At 63.1% G+C, this 17,070-nt stretch carries 17 protein-coding genes; 5 read left to right on the top strand and 12 right to left on the bottom strand.

Annotated elements, in window-relative coordinates; genetic code table 11:
• Nucleotides 1-1,365 (top strand): aminotransferase-like domain-containing protein, encoded by a 1,365-nt coding sequence (locus tag L6D77_RS03215; RefSeq protein ID WP_232880882.1) that lies wholly within the window; start codon nucleotides 1-3, stop codon nucleotides 1,363-1,365.
• Nucleotides 1,366-1,553: 188 nt separating this feature from the next.
• Here the strand turns inward: L6D77_RS03215 and L6D77_RS03220 are convergent, their stop codons facing one another.
• Nucleotides 1,554-1,811, bottom strand: a complete 258-nt coding sequence (locus tag L6D77_RS03220) for a DUF2790 domain-containing protein (RefSeq protein WP_232880880.1) — start codon at nucleotides 1,809-1,811, stop codon at nucleotides 1,554-1,556.
• A 258-nt stretch (nucleotides 1,812-2,069) separates the two neighbouring features.
• On the opposite strand from L6D77_RS03220, the gene L6D77_RS03225 reads away from it, so the two are divergent.
• Nucleotides 2,070-2,519, top strand: coding sequence for a GNAT family N-acetyltransferase (locus L6D77_RS03225; protein ID WP_232880868.1), 450 nt, complete (start codon nucleotides 2,070-2,072; stop codon nucleotides 2,517-2,519).
• On the opposite strand, the gene def is transcribed toward L6D77_RS03225, so the two are convergent.
• The 3 genes from def to L6D77_RS03240 form a co-directional block, all read right to left on the bottom strand.
• Nucleotides 2,474-3,010 (bottom strand): peptide deformylase, encoded by a 537-nt coding sequence (gene def / locus L6D77_RS03230; protein ID WP_232880866.1) that lies wholly within the window; start codon nucleotides 3,008-3,010, stop codon nucleotides 2,474-2,476. The two genes, L6D77_RS03225 and def, sit on opposite strands and share 46 nt — an antisense overlap.
• Complete coding sequence (locus tag L6D77_RS03235) at nucleotides 3,007-3,966, bottom strand: YihY/virulence factor BrkB family protein (protein WP_153785857.1); 960 nt, start codon at nucleotides 3,964-3,966, stop codon at nucleotides 3,007-3,009. Before L6D77_RS03235 ends, def begins: the two co-directional genes overlap by 4 nt.
• Before the next feature lie 279 nt (nucleotides 3,967-4,245).
• A complete protein-coding gene (locus L6D77_RS03240; protein WP_125465105.1) occupies nucleotides 4,246-4,425 on the bottom strand; it encodes a CsbD family protein in 180 nt (59 codons plus the stop codon).
• 243 nt (nucleotides 4,426-4,668) lie between these two features.
• Between L6D77_RS03240 and L6D77_RS03245 the strand changes: the two genes are divergently transcribed.
• Together L6D77_RS03245 and L6D77_RS03250 are read left to right on the top strand one after the other, a co-directional pair.
• Nucleotides 4,669-6,141, top strand: a complete 1,473-nt coding sequence (locus L6D77_RS03245) for a right-handed parallel beta-helix repeat-containing protein (RefSeq protein ID WP_232880855.1) — start codon at nucleotides 4,669-4,671, stop codon at nucleotides 6,139-6,141.
• A gap of 94 nt (nucleotides 6,142-6,235) precedes the next feature.
• Nucleotides 6,236-6,466, top strand: coding sequence for a YheU family protein (locus tag L6D77_RS03250; protein ID WP_110996347.1), 231 nt, complete (start codon nucleotides 6,236-6,238; stop codon nucleotides 6,464-6,466).
• Between the two features lie 6 nt (nucleotides 6,467-6,472).
• Here the strand turns inward: L6D77_RS03250 and csrA are convergent, their stop codons facing one another.
• Both csrA and L6D77_RS03260 read right to left on the bottom strand, forming a co-directional pair.
• The gene (gene csrA / locus L6D77_RS03255) at nucleotides 6,473-6,655 is read right to left on the bottom strand and encodes a carbon storage regulator CsrA (RefSeq protein ID WP_232880853.1); all 183 of its coding nucleotides are present in this window, start codon (nucleotides 6,653-6,655) and stop codon (nucleotides 6,473-6,475) included.
• A gap of 125 nt (nucleotides 6,656-6,780) precedes the next feature.
• Nucleotides 6,781-7,596 carry an SDR family oxidoreductase gene (locus L6D77_RS03260; RefSeq protein ID WP_232880851.1) on the bottom strand — a complete coding sequence of 272 codons (816 nt, stop codon included), beginning with the start codon at nucleotides 7,594-7,596 and terminating at the stop codon, nucleotides 6,781-6,783.
• Nucleotides 7,597-7,808: 212 nt separating this feature from the next.
• Between L6D77_RS03260 and L6D77_RS03265 the strand changes: the two genes are divergently transcribed.
• Nucleotides 7,809-7,961, top strand: a complete 153-nt coding sequence (locus L6D77_RS03265; protein ID WP_110996334.1) for a DUF3309 family protein — start codon at nucleotides 7,809-7,811, stop codon at nucleotides 7,959-7,961.
• Nucleotide 7,962: 1 nt separating this feature from the next.
• On the opposite strand, the gene L6D77_RS03270 is transcribed toward L6D77_RS03265, so the two are convergent.
• From L6D77_RS03270 to L6D77_RS03295, 6 genes are all read right to left on the bottom strand, one after another.
• Nucleotides 7,963-9,171, bottom strand: a complete 1,209-nt coding sequence (locus L6D77_RS03270; protein ID WP_232880849.1) for an EAL domain-containing response regulator — start codon at nucleotides 9,169-9,171, stop codon at nucleotides 7,963-7,965.
• A gap of 10 nt (nucleotides 9,172-9,181) precedes the next feature.
• Nucleotides 9,182-12,781 carry a transporter substrate-binding domain-containing protein gene (locus L6D77_RS03275; RefSeq protein WP_236169966.1) on the bottom strand — a complete coding sequence of 1,200 codons (3,600 nt, stop codon included), beginning with the start codon at nucleotides 12,779-12,781 and terminating at the stop codon, nucleotides 9,182-9,184.
• Nucleotides 12,782-12,800: 19 nt separating this feature from the next.
• On the bottom strand, nucleotides 12,801-13,427 hold the full coding sequence (locus L6D77_RS03280) for a response regulator transcription factor (protein ID WP_232880833.1): 627 nt from the start codon (nucleotides 13,425-13,427) through the stop codon (nucleotides 12,801-12,803).
• Nucleotides 13,428-13,856: 429 nt separating this feature from the next.
• Nucleotides 13,857-14,264: an Imm63 family immunity protein gene (locus tag L6D77_RS03285; RefSeq protein WP_232880831.1), complete on the bottom strand. Its 408-nt coding sequence runs from the start codon at nucleotides 14,262-14,264 to the stop codon at nucleotides 13,857-13,859.
• Between the two features lies 1 nt (nucleotide 14,265).
• On the bottom strand, nucleotides 14,266-15,759 hold the full coding sequence (locus tag L6D77_RS03290; protein WP_232880829.1) for a glycohydrolase toxin TNT-related protein: 1,494 nt from the start codon (nucleotides 15,757-15,759) through the stop codon (nucleotides 14,266-14,268).
• A gap of 424 nt (nucleotides 15,760-16,183) precedes the next feature.
• Nucleotides 16,184-16,831, bottom strand: coding sequence for a hypothetical protein (locus L6D77_RS03295; RefSeq protein WP_232880820.1), 648 nt, complete (start codon nucleotides 16,829-16,831; stop codon nucleotides 16,184-16,186).
• Between the last annotated feature and the right edge of the window lie 239 nt (nucleotides 16,832-17,070).

Below are 17,070 nucleotides of genomic sequence, written 5' to 3' on the forward strand. Positions count from 1 at the left end.
ATGGGTGGCAATATCGTGTGGACTCCAACCCTGGCCGATGACGGCCAGCCGCGTTACCTGGCACTGGTGGCAGCCATTGCCGAGGCCATCGAACGCGGCGAACTCAAAGTGGGCGAGCGCCTGCCGCCCCAGCGCCGGCTGGCCTGGGCCCTCGGCCTCAACCCCAGCACCACGCAGCAGGCCTACCGTGAGGCGGCGGCGCGGCACCTGGTGTCCGGTGAAGTCGGGCGCGGCACTTATGTGCTGGCGGGGAGCAAGGAAGCGACACTGTTCCGCCTCAAGCAACAGGATGACCGCAGGGTTGTGATCGACCTGTCGACCAACGTGCCGGTGGCCGACCCGCATAACCAGGACCTGCAACACAGCCTGCATGCCCTGCTCGGCCAAGGTGAAACCGCCCTGCTCGAACACTACCTGGGCCCCGAGCAATTGCTGCTCGGCCGTATACAGGGAGCGGCCTGGCTGGCCAACCGCGGCCTTGCGCTCATGCCGGATGAGCTGATGCTCTGTGGCGGTGCCCAGCAAGGCCTGACCACGGTGTTGCAGTCGCTGTGCCAGGCCGGTGAGCCGGTGATGGTCGAGGCGCTGACCGCCCCGGGCATCAAGGCCGCCTGTCGCCAACTGCGCCTGCCGGTGCACGGTGTGGCCTTGGATGAGCAGGGCCTGAGCCCAGAGCAACTGGATCGGGTAGCCCGCGCCAGCGGTGCTCGGGTGCTGGTGACCAGCCCAACCCTGCACAACCCGACCGGTGCCTGTCCGAGCGACGCACGGCGCCAGGCCCTGGCCGACGTGGTCAGGCGCCATCAGCTTTTGGTCATCGAGGATGATGTGTATGGGGCACTGGCAGACAGCCCGCCGCTCTATCCGCTGCTCGAAGGCCGCGGCATCCTGATCAGCAGCCTGTCCAAGACGGTCGCCGCCGGGCTGCGCCTGGGCTGGATAGCCGCCCGCCCGCAGTGGCTCGAACAGATCGACCCCCATGCCCAGGCCACCCACTGGCCGGTTTCGCCGTTGAGTCTGCACATCGCCTGCCAGTGGATTGCCGACGGCACCGCCGCACGGCGGCTGGCCTGGCAAAAGCAGGAGATCGGCGAACGCTGGCGCCTGGCGCGGGCGATATTGGGTGATCGGCTGGTGGCCGGTGTAGTGCCTGCGCCGCATGCCTGGGTCGCCACGCCTGGCGATGCCGAAACGCTGGTGGTGCGCTGCCGCGCGCAGGGTGTCGAGGTGGTGCCGGCGAGTGTGTTCGCGATTGGCACACAGACGCTGCAGGCGGTGCGGATCAGCCTGTCGGCGGCACTGGGCCGCGCCCAGTTGAAGCAGGGGCTGGAAATCGTTGCCCGGGTGATGGCGGAACAGGGATAAGAGGCCGCTGGGTTGTATTGCCATACGGGCCTCATCGCCGGCAAGCCGGCTCCCACAAGTACAGTGCTGCCCTTGAGGAGGGTGCAATCCCTGTGGGAGCCGGCTTGCCGGCGATGAGGCCCGTGCAGGTAACACAGGACAGTTGCTCCTGCAGGGGAAGCGGCTTGCCGCAGATGAAGCAGCCCGGCTCAACCCTGCTTGCAACCCTCACCCATGGCACGGTACTGCAGCGTGTGCACCTGGCCTTGATGGTCCTCGTAGGTCATGGTGGCGGGTACCACTTCACAGACGTTGGGGATGGTCGACAGGTTGATCACGCGCTTGATGTCGAGGTTGGTGGAGTAGTCGTACTGCTCGACCACAGGCTGGTTGGCAGCGGGCTTGGCCTCGTCTGCCAGGGCGAACGAGGACATACCGACCAATGCAAGAATCAGTAAGGCTTTCATGGGTAACGACCTTGATGGCTATCAAGCTGATCGAGTGACTTCTGATGCCGTCAATGGCGCGGAGAAGTTGTCATCGGCGATGCCGATGGCACGAAGTACCGATCCCGCTGTGTCGTACTGCTGGAGGGATGAAGAAAAGTCTACTCCCCGCCCGGAATAGTTGAACCCCGAAGTAGGACAATCACCCTTGCCGGTTTTGCAACAATCTGCGACAAAGCCAGGCCCTGATGGTTACCCGCCCTTGCATCGCCTTCGACCATGCCCACACTGACCTTCACCCTGCTCCCTCACCTGCAACGCCGCCTGCTGGACCATTTCTACCGCCAGCACGGCTCACGCATGCGCGCTGCCGGCGAGGGCGAGCAGTGGGTGGCACGTGCAGGCGACATGATCGCCGGGATGAACCTGATCCCCATGGCGGGTGGCCGCTGGCTGACCGGGCTGTTCGTCGCACCGCACTGGCGCGGCCAGCGGGTGGCGGCACGGCTGATCGAAGCAGGCCTGCAAGGCACTGCAGGCCCGACCTGGCTGTTCTGTGAGCCGCAACTGACACCGTTCTATGAGCGCCTGGGTTTTTGCGTTACCGAGCAGTTGCCCGAAGCCCTGGCCTCGCGCCTGGCCCGCTACCGGCGCAGCAAGCCATTGGTGGCGCTGGTATCGGCTCAGTCCTCGGCCACATCAAGCCCGGGGAACAGCACCTCGGTGTAGCCGAACTTGCTGAAGTCCTGGATGCGCGAGGGGTAGAGCCGGCCGATCAGGTGGTCGCATTCATGCTGCACCACCCGGGCATGGAAGCCGTCGGCGAAGCGGTTGATCGGGTTGCCCTGCGGGTCGATGCCCGAATAGCTGATGTGCTTGTAGCGCGGCACTACCCCGCGCAGGCCAGGCACCGACAGGCAGCCTTCCCAACCGTCCTCGACCTCCGTGGCCAGCGGCGTGATCACCGGGTTCAACAGGATGGTCGATGGCACAGGCTCGGCGTCCGGGTAGCGCTCGCTGCGCTCGAAACCGAAGATCACCAGCTGCAGGTCGATACCGATCTGCGGTGCCGCCAGCCCCACACCACCGACGTGGCGCATGGTCTCGAACATGTCGTCGATCAACTGTTGCAGCTCGGCGCTGCCGAGCATGTGCTCGGGCACCGGTGGCGCAATGCGCAGCAGGCGTTCGTCGCCCATCTTGAGGATGTCACGGATCATCGGGTGTTCGACTCGTGGGGGTGGGGTTCGGGTGTCACCGGGTGTTCATGGCCCAGCACGGTGATGGTTTCCTGCGGGTTGTCATGGGCAAAGTCCTTCTCGCCAGGGTTCTTGCCCTCGCTCGACATATGCTCGATCACCGCATTCATCTCCGCACCCAGCAGCAGCACCGCGGCAGAAATGTAGAAATACAGCAAGAGCACGATGATCGCACCAATGCTGCCGTACATGGCGTTGTAGTCGGCGAAGGTCTTCACGTAATAGGCAAAGCCCAACGACGCGATGATCCACACCACCACCGCCAGTACCGAGCCTGGGGTGATGAAGCGAAACTTCTGCTTCACGTCGGGCATCACGAAATAGATCAGCGCCACCGCCACCATCATCAGGATGATGATCGCCGGCCAGCGCAGCACGGTCCAGACGATGACCACCGCCTCCTGCAGGCCCACCTGGGCGGCGATCCACTCCATCACCTGCGGCCCGAGCACCATCAGCGCAGCGGCGGCCAGCAGCATGCCGGCGATGCCGATGGTGTAGATCACCGACAGCGGAATACGCTTCCACAGCGGCCGACCCTCGGGCACGTCATACGCGGCGTTCATTGCGCTCATCATCAGGCGCACGCCCGCCGACGCGGTCCACAGGGCAATCACGATACCCACCGAGAGCAAGCCGCCCTTGGACTGCTGCAACTGGTCGATCACCGGGTTGACCTGCTCCAGTGCCTGCGGTGGCAGCACCAGCTCCGACTGCAGGCGCAGCCAGGAGAAGAAATCCGGCAAGTGCAGGAAACCGATCAGGGCGATCAGGAACAGCAGGAAGGGGAACAGCGAGAACAGCATCTGGTAGGCCAGCGCGGAGGCGTAGGTGGACATCTCGTCGTCAAGGAACTCCTTGACGGTGCGCACCAGCACGCGGTGCAGGGGCAGGCCGCGCAGGTCGGGGAAAATCATAGCGTCTCCTTTCGCCGCTTGATCATCTGAGGGTTTGGCTCACTACTGGGGAGGCCTGTCAATGCAGACAAGTCTAATAGACCCTGCCGCCGCTGTGGTTGCTCAGTGCGCAGGTGAAGAAAAACGCCACACCCGCTCCCACGCAACCGTGGGAGCGGGTGTCTTGAGTTGCCAGTACGGGCCTCATCGCTGGCAAGCCAGCTCCTACAGGATAAGCGCATAGCTTGAGCTGATGCGGTCGGGGTGGGAGCGGCTTGCCCCGCGATCAGGCCCGGCAGGTCAAGGCTTCTTCAGCGCATCCTTGGCCTTGCCCACCGCCTGCTGCGCCTCGCCCTTGAGCTCCTGGGCCTTGCCTTCGGCGCGCAGCCGATCGTTGTCGGTCACCTTGCCGACGCCTTGCTTGATGTTGCCCACGGCCTCGTTGGCCAGCCCTTTGGCTTTGTCTTTGGTGCCACTCATGGGATGTCTCCTTGCGCAAAAGACACGGGAAATCGTGCCGACAGTGGGTCGACCCACGCCCCTTCGCCAAAGTTTCAATGAGTTCGAATACCGACAGTCGAACGGCAAACAGCGGGCGAATACCGCACCGATTCACCTGCCACGGCGCCGCGAAGCTGCGTGGCTGCCCTAGAATCGCGCCTCAGACAGGCCGCCCGAACACGGCGCGGCGCATAAAAACAACAGTCAGTGGAACCCCGCACCATGCGCTTGATGCCTGCGCTGGCAGCCCTGCTGCCGCTGCTCCCCTTGTCCGCCCACGCCGTTGCGCCTGCCGAAATGCAGACGCTGACCGTCAATCGCTATGCCGACGACGGCCAACCCGGCACCCTGCGCTGGGCCATCGAAACCAGCAACCAGAACCCCGGCCATTACCGTATCGAGATCGCCGCCGTGGGCAAGCCGCCCCATGTGATCCGCCCGGCCCAGGCGCTGCCAGAAATCAAGGGGCCGGTCAGTATCACCGGCCTGGCCTGGGCCCGCGACGGCCAGTTCATCGCCATCGACGGCTCGGGTTACATCAAAGATGAAGGCGTGCACACCTGCCCCGGCGCCCTGCCCGGCCAGTTCGGCACCAACGTGCGCACCACCACCAACCCCGGCCTGGTGCTACGCGATACCCAGGGCGTGCACATCCAGGGCCTTGAGGTGCGCAACTTCTGCATCGGCATCCTGGTCAACCGCGCCAGCCACAACGTCATCGAAGACAACCGGATCGTCGCCAACAAGGGCGGCGCCGGGATCATGCTGACCGGCGACGATGGCGCCGGCAACCCGACCGCCACCACCACGAACAACAACAAGGTCCTGCGCAACCAGCTGATCGACAACGGCGATGGCCTGGAGCTGACCCGTGGCGCGGCCTTCAACCTGGTGGCCGACAACCTGTTCCGCTCCACCCCGGCCAACCCGGAGCCCTCCCAGGGCATCGAAATCCTGCTGGGCAACGACAACAGCGTGGTGCGCAACCGCTTCGAAAACTACTCCGACGGCCTGCAGATCAACTGGGGCAAGCGCAACTACCTGGCCGCCAACACCTTCAGCGGCAACTCCATCGGCGTCAGCGTCACCGGCGAGGGCAATATCCTCGACGGCAACCTGATCCACGGCAACCGCATCGGCGTGGCGCTGCGCCCGGAGCCGGACATCACCGCCACCCGCCTTACCGCCAACCGCATCTGGGGCAACAGCCAGGATATCCGCCGCTGCGAAGCGGGCGGCTCGTGCGTGGCCAACCAGCGCACCGGCGCCATCGTGTTCGGCGTGCCGGCCCAGGCCCATGCGTTGTACGTGGGCTCGCGCGGTGTCGGGGCGCAATTGGCGAAGCAGGACCAGGCGATCATCTGCGACGCCAAGGGCGAGCCCAAACCCTGCCAGCCGCTGCCCAACCACAACCAGCAGCCGCCGACACTGCTTGCCCTGGATGGCAACGTGCTGCGCGGCGAGGTGCGGGGGCCGGCGTCAAGCCTGCTGCGGGTCGAGCTGTTCGGTAATGCCCGCGCTGAGGCGACCGAGGCCGAGCAGTATCTGGGTGAAGTGCTGGTCAACAGCGATGCCAAGGGGCAGGCGCGGTTTGCCCAGGCGCTTGTGCAAAGCGAAGGGCTGCAAAGCTTCACCGCGACCGTCACCACCGCCGATGGCGCAACCTCGGCGTTGAGCGAAGCGCTGCGGCGTTGAGGCAACAGGCCTTGTCGCCGCCAAGCTGGCGACAAGGCAGCCGCTGCCGATTTCACGTAGCATGCGCAGATTCCCACCACCACTGCCCATCGCCATGCTGATCCCCTACGAGCAACTCGAAGCCGACACCCTCACCCGCCTGATCGAGGACTTCGTCACCCGCGACGGCACCGACAACGGCGACGACACGCCACTGGAAACCCGTGTGCTGCGGGTGCGCCAGGCGCTGGCCAGGAAGCAGGCATTCATCCTGTTCGATTTCGAGAGCGAGCAATGCCAGCTGCTGGCCCGGCATGATGTGCCAGCGGAGTTGCTGGCGCCCTAGGCCCTTTCAGGCACGCGCCTTGGCCTGCTGCTCCTTGATCCGTTTGTACACCTCCACCCGGTGCACATCGATGTTGCGCGGTGCGCTGATGCCAAAGCGCACCTGGCCATTCTCGATCGACACCACCTGGATGCTGATGTCGTCCCCGATGTAAATCACCTCGCCCACTTCACGTCCGATTACCAACATGCTCCGATCCTCCAGCCATAGGAAAAATCGGAGCCTGCCCTGATGGCTTTGTCCTACTCAATCACTCCCTAGAGAAATAGACCCGGCCTACCCTGAGCGGTAAAAAGTCCTACAACAAATCTGTCTTAACCAGCGCTTCTACCGGCCTTTGCGTGCATCTTGACCGCCATATCGGCCATTTCGTCATACAGCCGCTGTGGCGCCTGGCACTTGAGCTGCCACGCCTGGCGCCCGGCTTCGTGGGGCAGGATAAGGAACTCGCCGGCGGCCACCTGTGCATGGATGTACTCGGCAATGTCGGCAGCGCTGATGGGCGAGCTTTCGAGCAACTTGCCCACCTGGGCTTTCATCGCCGGGGTCGGCCCGCGGAACGAGTCCAGCAGGTTGGTCTGGAAGAACGACGGGCAGACCACGTGCACCGCCACCCCGACCTGGCGCAGTTCCACCAGCAGGCTCTCCGACAGCGCCAGCACCCCGGCCTTGGCCACGTTGTAGTTGCTCATGCCCGGCCCCTGCATCAGCGCGGCCATGGAGGCGATGTTGATGATCCGCCCGTGGCTGCGTTCGAGCAGCGGCAGGAACGCCTTGCAGCCCTTGACCACGCCCATCAGGTTGACCGCGATCTGCCAGTCCCAGTCTTCCAGCGTCAGCTCGCTGAAGAAGCCGCCCGAGGCCACCCCCGCGTTGTTGACGATCACGTCGCAGCCGCCCAGGCGCTGTTCGCAGGCCTGGGCCAGGGCGGTGAGCTGGCTGTAGTCGCGCACGTCGCAGCGCTGGACAAAACCGTCGCCCCCCGCGGCGCGCACCCGCTCCAGTGTCTCGCGCAGGCCCACCTCGTTGACATCGGCCAACGCCAGCTGCCAGCCCTCACGGGCCCAGCGCAGGGCGATTTCGCGGCCCAGCCCGGAGCCGGCTCCGGTGATCATCATTCGCTTGTGCATGGTCGGCGCCTTGTCCTGAACAGTGGGAATGCCCGGCAGTCTAGCGACAAGCAGGGCTGCGCCGGTGCGGCATCAGGCTGCTGAATGTGGGGGTATCGGAAGATCCCGGGGCACAGCCGATTGAATCTTTACCCCTGCACACTGGTCGCAAATAAAGAGCGGCCAGCATTGTTCAGAGGCCCTTGACCCCTTAACCACGCAAGGACTCCGCCATGACCACGATCCTCATCATCATCCTGATCCTGCTGCTGATCGGTGGCTTACCGGTCTTCCCCCACTCGCGCAGCTGGGGCTACGGCCCTTCCGGCATCGTCGGCGTGGTATTGGTGGTGCTGTTGATCCTGGTATTGCTGGGGCATATCTGACCTAGCCAGGCGGCGCCAGGCGCAGGTCACTGCGCAGGCGCCGCAGCAGCGCTTCGCGGTCCAGCGGCAAGGCCAGGTAGTCGCCCTGGGCGCTTTCGCAGCCCATCGCCAGCAGGGCCAGGTGCTGTTCGGCACTGGATACCCCGACCACCGTCAGGTGCTGGTCGAGGGCCAGCGCCAGGCCCAGGCAATTCTGCACCACCGCAAGGCAGCGGGCCTCGTGGGGCAAGCCGCGAATGAAGCGCTCGGCCAGTTTTATGCGGGTGAAGGGCAACTGGCACAACAGCTGGCTGCCCGCCTGGTCGCTGCCGAACTCGGCCAGGCTCAGCTCACAACCCAGCGCCCGCAAGCGCAGCAGGTTCTCCAGCTCCACCACGGTGATGTGGTACAGGCTGCGCCCGGTCAGCTCGAAGCACAGGTGACGCACATCGACCCGCTGCTGGTGCAACAAGCTGCGGATACGCAACACCAGCGAGCGGTCGAGCAGTTGCGGCCCCAACAAGCGCAGGGTAATCCGCAACCGGCGCCCCTCGGCCTGCAGCTCGCTGTACAGGGCCAGGCCCTGCTCCAGCAGCAACAGCGCCAGCTCATCGAGCAAACCACAACGCTCCACTGCGGGCAGGAAGATCTCCGGCGCCAACACGCCCATCAACGGGTGGTGCCAGAACGGCACCAGGTCGACACCGGTGATGCGCCCGTCACGCAAGTCGAAACTGGGCAGATAGAACGCCGTGAACTGCCCATCGCGCATGCCGCGGCGCACCCCTTCCTCACCTGGCCATAGCATCACCGGGCGAGATGAGGCGCTAATGGCCGGCAGCGGGCTCGGCAGGCACTGGCGCAGCATTTCCACCGACAAGGGCGGGTCCATGTCAGCGATGAAACGCATGCCCAGCCGTTCCACCAGCTGCTGTACCCCGCGACGCATGCTCGGGCTCAGGCTGCAGGTCAACAGCACCGCAACTGCCAGCCTGGCCTTGCCCAGCCGGTGAAGGAACTCCAGGGTGTCCATGCTGCCGTCGTCACTGCCGGTCAGGGCGCACACCACCAGATCAACCCGCCCGGCCTGCTGCAGGCACCGCAGGGCCTCATTGGCATCCTGTGCCTGCAACACCTCGGCGCACCCCAGGAAACCAAAGGTCTTCGCCGCTATCACCCGCTGGAAGCGGTGCTCCTCGACCACCAGCACCCGCAACCCGTCTACCTCCATGTTTCACCCCTCACTGCTCAACCTGGCCGACGTGACTGCCACGTGCGGCGCCATTCTGTGTGCTGTAGCGCTGCAACACCCGTTCGAGTTCACCCAATGCCTGGCAAACGGCCTGCAGTTGCCCGGGCGGCAGCGAACCGCCGGCACAACTGCGCTCGACCTGCTCGCAGGCCTCGATCACCGCACGGGCACGGATGATCCGCGCCCCGCCCTTGATCCGATGAGCCAGCGCAACCAGTGCAGCCAGGTCCTCGTGTTGACCATGGTCGAGCAGTTGGGCAAGGTCTTTGCGATTGCTCGCCAGCAGGTCGTTGAGCAGTGCGTGCAGCGCCGGTGGGTCGCCCCCGGTCAGGCGCTCCAGGTTGCTCAGGTCAACGCCGTTGTCCACGGCGACGGGCGCGTCATCAGTCACCCGCTGCATGCCCACCAGTGCCGAGGCCAGGGCCTTGAGCCCCAACGGCTTGAAATGGCAGGCGTCCATGCCGGCGCGCTCGCAACGCAGGCGCTCGCCCACCAGCGCATTGGCCGTCAGGCCCAGCACCCGGCAGGCCCGGCGCCCCTGGCGGCGCTCGTGCAGGCGAATCGCCCGGGCCAGGGTGTAGCCGTCGAGCACGGGCATGTTGCAGTCACTGATCACCACATCGAAATCGCCCTGCAACCACGCGCGCAAGCCCTGGGCGCCATCCTCGGCGACGCTGGCGCGATGGCCCAGGTAGCCCAGCTGATTGGCCAGCAGCAGGCGATTGGCTGGATAGTCATCGACTACCAGTACCCGCAGGCTCTCACTCTTGACCGGCAAGGTGTCGGGCGCCTCCTGCGCCGCCATCGCCTCGCGGGCGTCGACCCGCTCGAGGCGCAGTGCCAGGTCGATCCGCGTACCCACGCCCAGGGTGCTGCGCAGGTGCATGTGCCCGCCCATCAGCTCGCACAAGGTACGGCTGATCGACAGGCCCAGGCCCGCACCACGCCGCGCCGACTGGCGATTGTTGCTGGCCTGCCAGAACAGCTCGCCGAGCCGTGACAGCTCGGCATCGGGAATGCCGATACCGGTGTCCTCCACCGTCAGCTCGACCGCGATCGTGCCCCCTTGGGCGATGCTGCGCAGGCTTACCCGCACATTGCCACGGTGAGTGAACTTGATCGCGTTGCTCAGCAGGTTGGCGAGCACCTGCTTGAAGCGCAACGGGTCGAGCGACACCTCGGCGTCTGCCGGCCCTTCCAGCTCCAGCAGCAACTGCAACCCCTTGCTGCGCGCCTGCTGTTCGAACAGTTGCACCACCTCGGCCACATGCTTTTGCAGGCACACCGGCTGCGGTGCCAGCTGCAGGTGGCCGGTTTCGATACGGGTGACGTCGAGGATATCGCCGATCAGCCCGAGCAGGCTGCGCGCCGAGTCCGAGGCGACTTCGATCGACAGGCGGTCGAGCACCCCCTGCTCGGCCTTGCGCAACGCCAGCTCGAGCATGCCCAGCACGGCATTGAGCGGCGTGCGTATCTCGTGGCTCATGGTGGCGAGGAAGTGGGTCTTGGCCTGGTTGGCGCTGTCGGCATCGTCCTTGGCGGCCTGCAGTTGCACTTGCAGGTGCTGGCGCTCGGTGACATCGATCCAGCCGGCAATCACCCCGGCCTGGCCGTCACGCAGGCCGCGGTAAGGCAGCATCCAGTGCGACAGGGTCCGTTGCCGGCCAGCGGCCAGGCTGACCTGCAGGTCTTCGACCTGCACCCGGCCGCTGGCCAGCACCTCGCGCCAGGCGCCTTGCCAGGCCAATGCCTCGCTCTGGCCCAGGGGTTGGCCGATGACCGCCGCCTGGCTGACCTGCAAGGCCTGCAGGTAACTGTTGTTGCAGGTCAGCAGGCAGCCGTGCTGGTCGCAGACGTAGATCGGGTGCGGCGTACCGTCGATCATCACGCGCATGAACGCCAACTGGTCGGCCAGTTCACGTTCGGCCTGCTCGCGCACGCGCACCAACCGGCGCAGGTAGCGGACCCAGGCCAGCGCCAGCAGCAACGACAGGGCGACGGCGGCAAAACCTTGCAGCACCTGCAACCGATAGCGTTGCCAGAAACTGTCGGCAACGATCACCTCGCTGCGCCAACGGCGGGCCAACGCGTCCATTTCCTGCGGTGACAGGCTGAGCAGCGCCTTGTTGAGGATCGCCTGCAGCTCCAGCGCGCCCCGTGGGCTGGCGAAGGCGAAATAGGCCGGATCCAGGCTGAGGCTGGCACTGATCTTCAGGCGTGTCGGCGCCATCCGCTCGGTCAAGGCCCGGGCCCCGATCAAGGGCACCAGCGCGGCTTCGGCACGGCCGCTGGCCACCCGCCAGACCGCATCCACCGGCCCGTCGGCCTCGACCAGCTGGATGCCCGGATAGTGCTGGCGCAGATACGCCTTGGGGTAGCCGCTGCGGGCTACGGCCAGACGCAGCCCGGCCAGTTGCTCCAGGCTGGATGCCGCCGCGCTGCTGTCGGCAGTGACCAGTACCCGCGCCGAGCTGGCAAAGCTGCGGCTGAACGCCAGGTGCTGCTCACGTTCATCGCTGGGCGTGATACCGGCGATCAGGTCGGCCTCGCCCCGGGCGGTACGCTCGATCATGCGCTCCAGGGTACCGCCAGCCACCAGGTCGAACGTCAGGCCGGTGCGCCGGCCAATGCGCTGCAACACATCCACCGCCAGCCCGCGCAGTCGCCCCTCGCCATCGCGGTAGCTGATGGGCGGGTACTGATCGTTGAGCAGCACCCGCAACGGCCCCTGGCCCTGCACCCAGCCCAGCTCCTTGTCACTCAGTTGCAGCGGGCCACGCTCCACCAGCCCCTGCCCACCCCAGCGGCGACGGATGCGCGCATGCTCCTGCGGCTCGATGCTGGCCAGCACCGCATCGACCAGGCCGTGCAAGGGCGTATCGTCCGGGTGCATGGCGAACCCCAGCGGCTGGCTTTCCAGGTCGGGGCTGTCGAAGGCCTCCAGCGGCCCCACCAGCCCTTTGCCGATCAGGTACTGGCTTTCCAGTGCGCCACCCAGGAACAGGTCGGCCTGGCCAAAGGCCAGGGCGCCCAGGGCTGCGCGAGTGGAGGGGAAGACCTGGACCTGCGCCTGGGGAAATCGCGCGAGGATGCTGCCCAGCTCGCGGTAGCCCTCACGCATGGCCAGGCGCAAGGGCACATCGGCCGCCGGTTCGTCCTCTCGCAGCACCACCACCGGCAGGTCTTGCGCGTAGGGTTGCGACAACTTCAGGCCGCCATCGCCAGCCTGCCGGGCGGTCACACTGGCCAGCAGGTCCACCTGGTGCGCCCGCAGCGCCTTGATCGCGGCATTGTGCGAGCCATACACCTGGATCTGCACGGGCAACTGCAGGTGCCCGGCCAACAGCCCGGCATAGTCGGCGCTGATCCCTTCGTAGTCGTGCCCGGTGCCCAGGATGTCCAGCGGCGGGTTGTCCGGCCGCACCACCGCAAGCCTGAGCTGCTGCCGTTGCCATAGCCAGCGCAGTTGCGCGTCGTCCGGCGTCAGCCGAGGGCCGGAAAGGCTCGAGCGGCCGTACAACTGCGGCAATGGATCAGCGGCCAGCAGCGGTGCGCAACACAGCAGCACAGCCAGCAGCCCCTTGCGCATCAGCCCCACGCAATGGCCACTAGATCAGCAGGTTGCGACGGGCGACGTCGGCCAGCTCGATCACCGAACCGACCCGCAGTTTTTCCAGCAACCTGGCCTTGTAGGTGCTGATGGTCTTGTTGCTCAGGAGCATGGTTTCGCCGATGGCCTTGTTGCTCAGGCCCCGCGACAGGTGCTGGAGGATGATCACTTCCCGGTCACTGAGGCAGGAAATGCGCTGTGCTTCGCTGGCGTGGATGTCCTGGCGATTGACCGAACTGAGCGACACCTCGGGGAAATAGCTGTACCCCGAGCGCAGGGCCAGCACCGCCTTGCTCAGCTCGCAGAGGTCGTCGGACTTCGACACGAACCCGGCGGCCCCGGCCTTCATGCAGCGCAACGAGAAACACTCGGCCAGTTGCGAGGTGAGCACCAGGATCTTCGGCGGCTGTGGCAGCGCCCGCAACCGGGCCATGACCTGCAGCCCATCGAGGCCAGGCATGATGATGTCGAGGATGACCAGGTCGGGGGTGTACTCGCGGGCCAGTTGCACGGCATCGACGCCGTTGTCGGCCTGGCCGATGATGTCCATGCGCTCCTGGCGCAACTGCAGGCACACGCTGGCGCGGATAAAAGGGTGATCGTCGACCACGAGGGCATTTTGCATGGCGTTGTCCTCTTCGTTGAGCGGTTTCAGGGCTCGCAGTACGAGTAGACGCGCGAGGCGGCCATTGCGGGCCTGGGGGCGTATTGTTCACCCTGGCCGAGGGGGCCGAATGCACGATGCGTCCTAAATCGAAGAGGAAATTTCCCAAGAGCGGATCGACCTTCCCTGCTTTTCAACGCACAAAAATGTGCCCGACGGGCGACTTACGCCCGGCGCTTTACGAACAGAGATGTCGCAAACACTGAATGGCACAAGCCAGCGAGCCTTAGGCTTTGTACGGAAATGTCAGGCTCGCGTAGGCGGGGCTATTGCGTACTCACTCCAACATAACGAGTCGCAACTTCAACAATGCAGTTATAAACACAGCCTTATCCGCCCTTAGAGGCAACCTCACCCCCGCCTTTTGCACCTACTTAGTTTTTCTCGACATTATACATCAGAGTATGGAGCGTTAATTAATATTGACTCAACCTCATCAGCGGCCTTTTTTTCCCACTCATCACTGACACGACCAAGAATTGACACGTATTGGGAAAACAGCAGCCTCCGCGAGTCAGCACCAACACTCCTATTAGCCAGCTCATAGTCTGAAGCCAAGTTAAAGGCCACACCACTAATTATCCAGTACATCAACTCATCCAAAGAATTCGTACGCTTTCTAAATATTTCAAAACACCTCTCTGAACACACATAGTCAAACCCGTCAGATCTAATCTCCACATGAGGGCTTCCATTTTCTGGAGAGCTATCTCTTACAATCAAAAGAGACCTTGGAGCTCCAATGCGCTCACCCAACGAGTAAATAGCCTCTTGTATTTCTTCGATCGTCGAGCTCATATCAATTAGTCCTCCTCAAATAACCTTCTTTCACTAATCTTTCAACATTAAATCTTTCAGAAAGGTCAGGCAGAATTTGAGTACCTCCGCCAGGCTGACCAAAGGCAGGAGCAATCTTTCCTTGAACGACTGGCAATGGCTTAAGTACTTCGCACTGATAGTATTTCTCGGCTTTTGAGCCAGGCGCCAATGCTCGTTGTTCAAACGGAACACCTTGAGGTGATAAGAAAGACCCTTGAAGTCCACCATAACGGTCCAATTTAGTACCCACTGGCAATGTGATTTTAATAGGATCACCAGAGAAACCTAATTCTTTCGGCCAATCCCAACCACCGTCAGCTTTTTTAAACTGATCGTAGTAAGAAAACCCTCCGGCTTCATTATCTGCAATAGCGCCGATTGTCGCTTGATTCTTTGGTGGAATTACTTTTGCACCAGAGCCTACCGAACTCTCCGCCGCGCTACCACCCACCCCACCGCCACGTATTGCCCCCACCAACCCCAGCGAGTTGAGAATGGCTCCGGCACCGGCCAGCACTCTATCGCCAGTAGTAGGCTCATACCCATTGATCGGATTTGCGCCGCCCAAGCTTGTAAAGAGCTGGCAGGCCACGCCAATCACTCCAGAGCTGCCACACCCTGCGTTGTAGGCGTCGAGTCCGAACTTCTCGGCCGCCATCGTCGCACGGTCGACTTCCATCTTGTCCCGCTGAGCCTGTCCTGCGGCCTCGGCATCACTGGCCGCGACCAGTTTCCATTCCTTGCCAGCAGGCGTCTGTATCGCCTCATCGGTAACCTGGCAGAAGCCGTTGCTCGAGTTCGCACACGCCACGATATCGCCTGGTTGGGCGGGGGTGAACTGGTCAGGCCCCATTTCCGAACCGACAACGGTGTGCTCAGTCTCCAGCACACTGTCACCCAGCTTGCGCAACTTGCCGATTTCATCAGCCCGCTTCTGACAATCGTCCGACGCCCCCGCCGCCCCGCCGCAGGCCGATGCGTATTCACGCTCCTTTTGCTTGAGGTACATCCGCCCATCCAGGGTCAGATGATTGTTATCGACCGCATTTTTGCCCGCATCGGCACCCGCCAAGGCGCTGCTCGCATCACCCCCGACGACCGCCCCGGCAAGGCCGGACGCCAACGTGGCCAGTGCCGAAACCGTTTGTTTTTCGTCTTCACTCAGTTCGTCTACGGCTTTGCCTGGGTACACCTGCTTGGCGATCAGCTCACCACTCAACGCACCTGCGGCGCCGGCAGCGGCGGCAGCGGCGGCGTTGCCTTGAGCCTGTGCCACCACCGCACCGAGTACGGCGTGGGCCATCAGGCGCGCAGTCTCGTTGTCACCCGCAACCTGCTTGATCTGCTGGGCCAGGTAGGGCGCCGAGGCACCTGCCAGCGCACCGGCCAGGTTGCCACCTGCCAAGCCTTGAAGGGCTGCGGTCACCGCCTGGGCGGCGCGCTGCAGATCACTGCCGGTGCCATAGGCCTGCATGGCGTCCCTGTAAGCGGGGCTATTGCGCACTCGCGCGCCATAAGTTTCGGCTGACTCGCTCGCTTTGCGGGCTTCGACTGTCTGCTTGCCCGCCTCGAACGCGCGCAGGTCGCCCTCGGTACATGCGTAACGCTTGACCTGGCGCGGCCTGCACGCGGGTCGCCACAGGTGATCCGCTGTCACCGAATAAAAGCATCCCAATGCGGGTTTTCAGCCCGTCACAACACACTGGATGACCCGAGCCAGCCGACAACAAAAAGCCCCTGGCGGTTCGGTGGCGCAGCCATTGGACGGCCAGGGGCCAATAAGCGCTGCGTGTTAGCCTCTGAGGGAGTTCAGCGAGGCAGGATTGTGGATAGGCAACTACTGCCCGCCGCTAACCGCGAATAAAACAACACCGGCGCAGGACCGGTGTTGATTATGTTCAAATCGAAGGTTCGTGATTGATCAGGGAAAAACCCTCTCGAAACAAATCCTTAAGCTCAGCGCGACGCCTTGAAAATAAAGATAAATCGCCCACCAAGTCTTGAATGCTATTTGTAACCCTCACCAAATAGCCATTACCTATTCTTTCATTAGGAAAGCCTGACGCTGCGATTTTATCAGCATCAACCTCTTGGACAAACTCATCTCCATAAAACATCGCCCAGCCAATATTTGGCACGTCGGGCTTCAAGGCCGCATTAAATGAACCCACTTGAAAACTGTTATTTCTCTCGTGAGAACCCAGCTCAGCCCCACTGAAAAGATGCAGCATTCCAAGCTGAGGAGGAAATATTTCGCACCATATCTTGAAGAGCGAATACCAGTCAACTTTCTCACTGCAAGCAGCATTCAAGCGAATTGAGCCCAGAACAATTTGCCCTCGAATATTTCTAGACATATGCACAATACCCCTCGAAGACTTGATCGCTTTATTTCTTCTCCATGCATAGTCTTGATAGAAGTCCAACAATGAGCCATTGACCCGAACGGCAGCTTTAGACGCCCAAACGCCTTCACTTTCAGCCCTTCCTATGAAAGGGTCCGTGAATTTATCTGCATTATGCGACACCTGCTCCGGAGCCAGCAAACCACCGCTCAGACTTAATGAGTCAACAAGCCTCTCGCCAGCACACCAGCCAATCGTTTCAAACTTAAGGTTTAATTGAAATCTGTATATATGATTTCATAAGTCATCAGAACTTCGTCACTGACACAGGTGATCCGCTGCCACCGCATAAAATCACCCCGACGCGTGTTTGAGCCTGCCAATAGCATGCCCAAGACGACCTGGCCAGCATTATATGATCACACCAGATACAGTTCTCT

It is taken from the genome of Pseudomonas parasichuanensis (assembly GCF_021601385.1).
GTDB classification, from domain to species: Bacteria; Pseudomonadota; Gammaproteobacteria; order Pseudomonadales; family Pseudomonadaceae; genus Aquipseudomonas; species Aquipseudomonas parasichuanensis.